This is a genomic window from Pseudomonas sp. SST3, assembly GCF_003325755.1.
Genome location: NZ_QORI02000074.1, coordinates 1 through 5,794, shown reverse-complemented (window position 1 = coordinate 5,794; position 5,794 = coordinate 1). Strand labels below are relative to the sequence as shown.

General features: G+C 55.0%; 7 protein-coding genes, 1 tRNA gene and 2 pseudogenes. 6 read left to right on the top strand and 4 right to left on the bottom strand.

The features are described 5' to 3' along the window. The first annotated feature begins 283 nt into the window (after nucleotides 1-283). Together DQ405_RS23625 and DQ405_RS23620 are read left to right on the top strand one after the other, a co-directional pair. A complete protein-coding gene (locus tag DQ405_RS23625; protein WP_014719842.1) occupies nucleotides 284-754 on the top strand; it encodes a helix-turn-helix domain-containing protein in 471 nt (156 codons plus the stop codon). After that, nucleotides 751-1,327, top strand: a pseudogene (locus tag DQ405_RS23620) (PIN domain-containing protein). Before DQ405_RS23625 ends, DQ405_RS23620 begins: the two are co-directional and overlap by 4 nt. Nucleotides 1,328-1,407: 80 nt before the next feature. Here the strand turns inward: DQ405_RS23620 and DQ405_RS23615 are convergent. Then, a pseudogene (locus DQ405_RS23615) lies at nucleotides 1,408-1,782 on the bottom strand (PH domain-containing protein). 156 nt (nucleotides 1,783-1,938) lie between these two features. On the opposite strand from DQ405_RS23615, the gene DQ405_RS23610 reads away from it, so the two are divergent. After that, nucleotides 1,939-2,574 carry a LysE family translocator gene (locus tag DQ405_RS23610; protein WP_072435030.1) on the top strand — a complete coding sequence of 212 codons (636 nt, stop codon included), beginning with the start codon at nucleotides 1,939-1,941 and terminating at the stop codon, nucleotides 2,572-2,574. 8 nt (nucleotides 2,575-2,582) lie between these two features. Here DQ405_RS23610 and DQ405_RS23605 read toward each other — a convergent pair whose 3' ends face one another. Next, the gene (locus DQ405_RS23605) at nucleotides 2,583-3,239 is read right to left on the bottom strand and encodes an NBR1-Ig-like domain-containing protein (protein WP_241730143.1); all 657 of its coding nucleotides are present in this window, start codon (nucleotides 3,237-3,239) and stop codon (nucleotides 2,583-2,585) included. A gap of 838 nt (nucleotides 3,240-4,077) precedes the next feature. Here DQ405_RS23605 and DQ405_RS27660 point away from each other — a divergent pair. Both DQ405_RS27660 and DQ405_RS23595 read left to right on the top strand, forming a co-directional pair. Then, entirely contained in the window at nucleotides 4,078-4,308 is a 231-nt protein-coding gene (locus DQ405_RS27660; RefSeq protein WP_241730142.1) for a hypothetical protein, read from the top strand. A 26-nt stretch (nucleotides 4,309-4,334) separates the two neighbouring features. Continuing rightward, nucleotides 4,335-4,973, top strand: a complete 639-nt coding sequence (locus DQ405_RS23595) for a LysE/ArgO family amino acid transporter (protein WP_020302002.1) — start codon at nucleotides 4,335-4,337, stop codon at nucleotides 4,971-4,973. On the opposite strand, the gene DQ405_RS23590 is transcribed toward DQ405_RS23595, so the two are convergent. Then, nucleotides 4,944-5,273 carry a hypothetical protein gene (locus DQ405_RS23590; protein WP_168426305.1) on the bottom strand — a complete coding sequence of 110 codons (330 nt, stop codon included), beginning with the start codon at nucleotides 5,271-5,273 and terminating at the stop codon, nucleotides 4,944-4,946. The two genes, DQ405_RS23595 and DQ405_RS23590, sit on opposite strands and share 30 nt — an antisense overlap. Nucleotides 5,274-5,355: 82 nt before the next feature. Next, a tRNA-Leu gene (locus DQ405_RS23585) sits at nucleotides 5,356-5,441 on the bottom strand. A 109-nt stretch (nucleotides 5,442-5,550) separates the two neighbouring features. On the opposite strand from DQ405_RS23585, the gene DQ405_RS23580 reads away from it, so the two are divergent. Beyond that, the coding region (locus DQ405_RS23580; RefSeq protein WP_168426304.1) for an S-adenosylmethionine:tRNA ribosyltransferase-isomerase at nucleotides 5,551-5,794 on the top strand (244 nt) is incomplete at its 3' end.

Genomic DNA, 5,794 nt, shown 5'->3' with positions numbered 1-5,794 from the left:
GGCGAATACGGCACACGCGACGGTTGCCGGGTGAGGATTCGTCGCTTGAGTAACGCTTGTTCGGTGGGTGGATAAAAGCGTTCTGACATGACCGATTCACTTCCTTGTGCGAGGGAGTGAGCCTATGAGGGGGAGTCAGAAACCGATATCAGCTCAATTTGTCAGTTGATGTGGGAAAAGTTGACTGGTACGTGAGTCGCCAGCATTGTTTCGAATATTGCGATTTTCGTTTGTTTCGTTTAGCGTTGACCTCAACTGAATTGCGTAAGGCCGGAGTTGCATCATGACCATCAACAATCTTCCCAAAACGATCCTTCCGCTGGAAAAAGAAGTTGAGGCGGCAGTGCAAGGTCAGCGTGAATTAGCGTCCCTATTGTCGACCAAATTTGAAACCCAGCGCATCGATATCTTCGACAAAGAAGACAAGCCACACAGGCTTGTCCTACCAACCTCCGCACTGCGTCTGCTGGTCGATATTCTGGGCGAATTGGCGCTGGGCAATGCCGTCAAGGTAGTGCCGGTTCATGCCGAGTTGACCTCGCAGGAGGCGGCCGACCTGCTTAATGTGTCACGCCCGCATTTGGTCAAGATGCTGGAGGAAGGAGCCATCCCCTTTACAAAAACGGGCCGACATCGGCGAGTCCGTTTTTCGGATTTGATGGCGTTCAAGCAACGGCGTGACGAGCAAAGCCAAGAGGCAATGGAAGCGCTGGTTCAACAGGCCCAAGAGTTGGGAATGGGGTATGACGGATGAGGTGTTCGCCCTTTACTGCGGTGTACGATGCTTGTGTTCTCTATCCTGCGGCACTTAGGGACTTACTCATGTGGCTTGGTTTGTCTGGTTTGTATCGAGCGCGATGGACTGGCCAGATTCAGGATGAGTGGAAAGCGCAACGTACTTAAGAACCGACCCGATCTTACGGCGGCTCAGGTGGACTGCACGTCGGCGCTAATGGACATTGCTATACCTGACGCGTTGGTGACGGGATATGAGGATCTGTGTTCGAGTTTGGATTTACCAGACCCGGATGACCGGCATGTGTTGGCGGCGGCAATTCGGAGTAAAGCTGAGGTCATCGTGACCTTCAATTTGAAAGACTTTCCACCTCATATATTGGCTGTCTATGACATTGAACCGATGCATCCGGATGACTTTATTTCGGATCTCTGGGATTTGGATCAGGCGGCAGTGTTGGGAGCGGCGCAGAAGCAGAGGAGGGCGTTGAAGAAGCCCGCGATGGAGGCGGGAAGTTATCTTGAGATGTTGATGCGGCAGGGCTTGGTGCAGACTAGCAAGGCAATGGGACCCTATGAAATGATGCTGTGAGCAGGATGAGCCCGGTGTACGTCAGCTGAGCCGCAATAAAAAAGACCTTGAAACACCAAGGTCTTTTGGGTGCCTGCGGATCAACTCAGCAGATGCTTGGAAATCAGCCGGGAGATTTCCACGATCGAGGTCTTGCCAGTGAACTCGAATTTCACCTTCCCCAACGACGAAAAATAAATCTCCAACTCCGAATCCAAGTCAAAACGTCCCGGACGTTTCCACCGAGTACGCCACGATGTTCTTGTATGGCAATGAGGTGAAATCCTTCTTGCTGCCGGTAATCCCCTGCACGTTCACCGCGATGATGCGTTTGGTGGTGAACACGACGCCGTCGCGCATGGCCTTGTAGGCGTCGACCACTTCTTCGCCGTCCAGCAGCAGGGCCGCTACGCGTTCGGCGTATTCGTTGTTTTGCTTGAGCTTGAAAGAAAACCTTTGTTGTTGAAGTCGATCATGTGCCTGTCCTGGGTAAGTGGTGCCGTCGGTGTATGACGTTTTGCCTGCGGATCTGTATCTAACGCCCTGGCCTGCAAGCCCCTAGCATGACGCTCAACACGACCGCGTCGGCGAAGGATTTCACGCTGGCAGCCTAAAAAACCAGGAGCCAATCCATGCCTGATATGTCCAGCTTGCTCGCCTACGGCCTGATTTCACTCGGCATGGTACTGACTCCCGGGCCGAACATGATCTACCTGATTTCCCGCTCCATCTGCCAGGGGCGCACGGCCGGGTTGATTTCCCTGGGCGGGGTGGCGCTGGGGTTTGTGGTGTACATGGTGTGCGCGGCGCTGGGTATCACGGCGTTGGTGATGGCTGTGCCGTTTGCCTACGACGCGCTGCGGCTCGGCGGGGCGTTGTATCTGGTGTATCTGGCCTGGCAGGCGGTCAAGCCGGGTGGGCGCTCGCCATTCCAGGTGCGCGACTTGCCCAAGGACAGCCCGCGCAAGTTGGTGACCATGGGCTTGGTCACCAACTTGCTCAATCCCAAAGTGGCGGTGATGTATTTGTCGTTGCTGCCCCAGTTCATCGACCCTAATGGTCATGGCAGTGTGCTGATGCAATCCCTGGCGCTGGGCTCCCTGCAGATTGTTATCAGCGTGAGCGTCAACGCGGTGATTGCCTGCATGGCGGGTTCCATCGCGGTGTTTTTTGTCACCCGGCCAGGTTGGCAGGTGCTGCAGCGCTGGCTGATGGGGTCGGTGTTGATGGGTTTGGCGGTGCGGATGGCGGTAGAGGGGCGCAAGTAAGGCTGCTTTCAGCGCGCCATGACGTTGACAATCACATGCAGGATGAATGCTGGCCCGTAGCAAGGCTGCCCATGTTCATCTTCGATACGCCAGATTGAGGTGACGGTGCTGGTCTCCCTCGGGGCTCCGAACTCCACGGTGATATGCACTGGCTGGCCGGGCAAAGTATCTGCTATCGGAATATCGTTATTCAGGCTTCGCAGATGGCTATCCATCACCACTTCCAATGGCTCCCCCGAAGCGGTTCGACGGGCGATCACGTACTCACCGTCCACTCTCACCAATCGCCGGCCGCGCCAGGGGCGAATCCCGAGGTTCTGGATCTCCCAGGTTTTCTGAAAGGTTTCACCGGGCAGCACTACGGTCTGGTCAGGCGTGGTCACGTCTGCATTGAATACGGCAATGTCAGATGGGTCGTGCAAGCCAATGGCCCGGTTGGTGATAGCCATTGAGTAAGCATCAGTTGGAGCACCGGTCAGGTCGGCAAAGTAGCGAAACAGCAGCAGCGGGGAGACACGTAGCGCTTTGGCTAATTTGATCAGGGTACGTACGGACGGATCTTTTGAAGCACCGTCCGCCAATGCATAAAGGTAGGTTCTGGAGATGCCAGCCTCCTTAGCCAGGTTAGTCAGGGGTTTTTCCCAGTTCTCGGCTGCGTCGTACAACAAGCGCTCGAAGAGTATCGCCAGTTTTGATGCTCATATTTTGCAAACCCGTTTCCAGTGGAAGTCGTCATCTTGTAAGCCAAAAAGGACAACCTGCCCGCCGTCACGGTTACATAGCGATTCAGACTTTGGTCTTGCTGGCGACGTTGTGAAAGACATGGATAGGTCCCGGTTTGGTTGGCATATCCAGTGTCGCGGTTTCTCACATGCTTGCGAACCTTGTGTGTGTTGCATTCCTTTACATCTATCTGTGGATATAGCTATGAGTCCAATGAAAGCGTGCTGTGAATCCATTGCCCGATCAGGCTTTGGCATCCTGCAAATTCCTGATGCGATGTTGCAGGACTACAAAAAGATCATTTGATTGGCTATTCGGCCATTCCCCAGGCCATCAAGGATGAGTTTTCCTTTGCCCAGGACACGGATGGTTTTTTCCCTTTTGGCGCCGAGTACTCCCTTGCCGAGGAGCACCCGGACCTGTGCGAGCGGTTTTGTTACTGGCCCGCGCACGCTTCAAAAAGAACCGCTTTCGAATTCACCCGAAGTACTTTCGTTGTCGCAGTCGGCAGTTTTGAACGACAGATGAGCGAGTTGGCCCAGGGAGTTATGGATGGCATTTGCGAGGAATTTGGCGTTGCCCCTTGGCCCCCTTTCGCGCGGCATCGTACATCCAGCTGTGTGTCTATGGTCCACAGGCGAAAGACCATTCTCGTCAATATGCCCAGGATCCTCATGAAGACGGGCATATGCTTTCGTTTATCAAGCCTACCCGCGAAGGGCTGGTTTTGATGAAAGGACGATCGTTGGAGCCGGTACGCTTCTGGAGAACGAGGTCGCGGTGCTGGCGGGTTCCTTGCTGACAGAGCTCTCCGATCATGCCGTGCCTGCCGCCTACCATGCTGTACTTGCGCCCAGCAAACCGGTCGCCAGAAGCTCATTGATCTACTTTGCAAATCCCAATCCGGATCAGTTGCTGACGACCTTTTACCGCCAGAAATCCATTGACCTGGGCAGTACTGTGAATGCTCGTCATACCGGTTTCGGTAATCAACCGATTCAACTGCGCTAAATAGTCCTGGAGGGCTCGAACAGTCCATGTTTCCTCACTTCAATGCCCTTTACATCGAAGGTTTGCTCTTGGGTATCGGACTGTTCGCCGCCCCTGGCCCGAAAGACACCTTGGTGATCCGCCAAGGTGTCGGTCGCGGGCCGATCTGGGGCGTTGTCGCTATTTGCGTAATGGCCGATATTTTCCTGATCGCTTTCGGGGTCACGGGTTTAGGTTCGTTGTTGGGAAGCCGGCCTGAGGTGATGGCACTATTGCTGTTGTCCGGCGCTGCGTATCTGCTTTGGTTTGGTGGCCAACGTCTGTTGGCCTGCATCCGGGATCAGTCCATGCCGGACGCTCAAGGCGGCAACTCGCAAAGAGGGCTGTTGCGCTCGGCGGTCATACTCGGCTTTGCCAACCCTTACGCCTGGCTCGATACCGTGGTGTTGATTGGTTCCATCGGTGCCACGAAACCTGCGGGCCAACAGGCGCTGTTCGCGACAGGCGCCATGACGGCATCACTCGTGTGGTTCGTGGTGTTGGCGCTGTGCTGTCAGCGATTGACGGTATTGTTTCGCAAGCCTGCGGTCTGGCGCTGGCTGGATGCAGGGGTGGCGGTGTTGATGGTTTACCTGGCCGTTACCCTGATTACCGATTCATTGCACATCTTTCAGATAGCTCTTTAGTACGGTCAGCGGGCAGGTCAACTCATCAAGACGAGCGATGTTTTGCACATCGGTGGATAGCCTTTGCAATTCACGCCCGAGAACGCTGTCCGCTCCACCCAATGCAATCAACGCCTGGGTGATGCACTCATCGAGCTTCAACTGGATCTCGGCCAGGTTTCCCTGGCGCACCAACAACCCAAACACCTCGCGATCATAGCCTTCCATCACGGGATCATCGCGCAGCAACGGGCTGCCGTGGTCAGTCTCATACACCAACTTCAGCGCGAACAACGCAACCGCTTCAAGCGTCAACTCCATGGTCCCGCTCCCTCCACTGCCACGCCTGGCACTTTTTTGCAGGCGAAAAAAAGACCTTAAATTTCAAGGTCTTTCTTTAAGATGGTGCCCCGAGGGAGACTCGAACTCCCACTCCTTTCGAAAAACGGATTTTGAATCCGCCGCGTCTACCAATTCCGCCATCAGGGCTCAATGGCGGCGAAGTATAGAGATGAGATTACCGTTGGTCAATCACGTTTCATGGTCTATTTTTCACTATTTCCGCTAGACTTCCCGGCCCTGCTAGACGAACCCCATCATGCGCGTTGCTGACTTTACTTTTGAGCTCCCTGATTCGCTGATCGCTCGCCACCCTTTGGCCGAGCGTCGCGCCAGTCGACTGCTGACCCTGGACGGGCCCAGCGGTGCCCTCGCACACCGTCAATTCACTGATTTGCTTGAGCATTTGCGCCCAGGCGATTTGATGGTTTTCAACAACACCCGGGTGATCCCGGCGCGGCTGTTTGGCCAGAAAGCGTCCGGCGGCAAGCTGGAAATCCTGG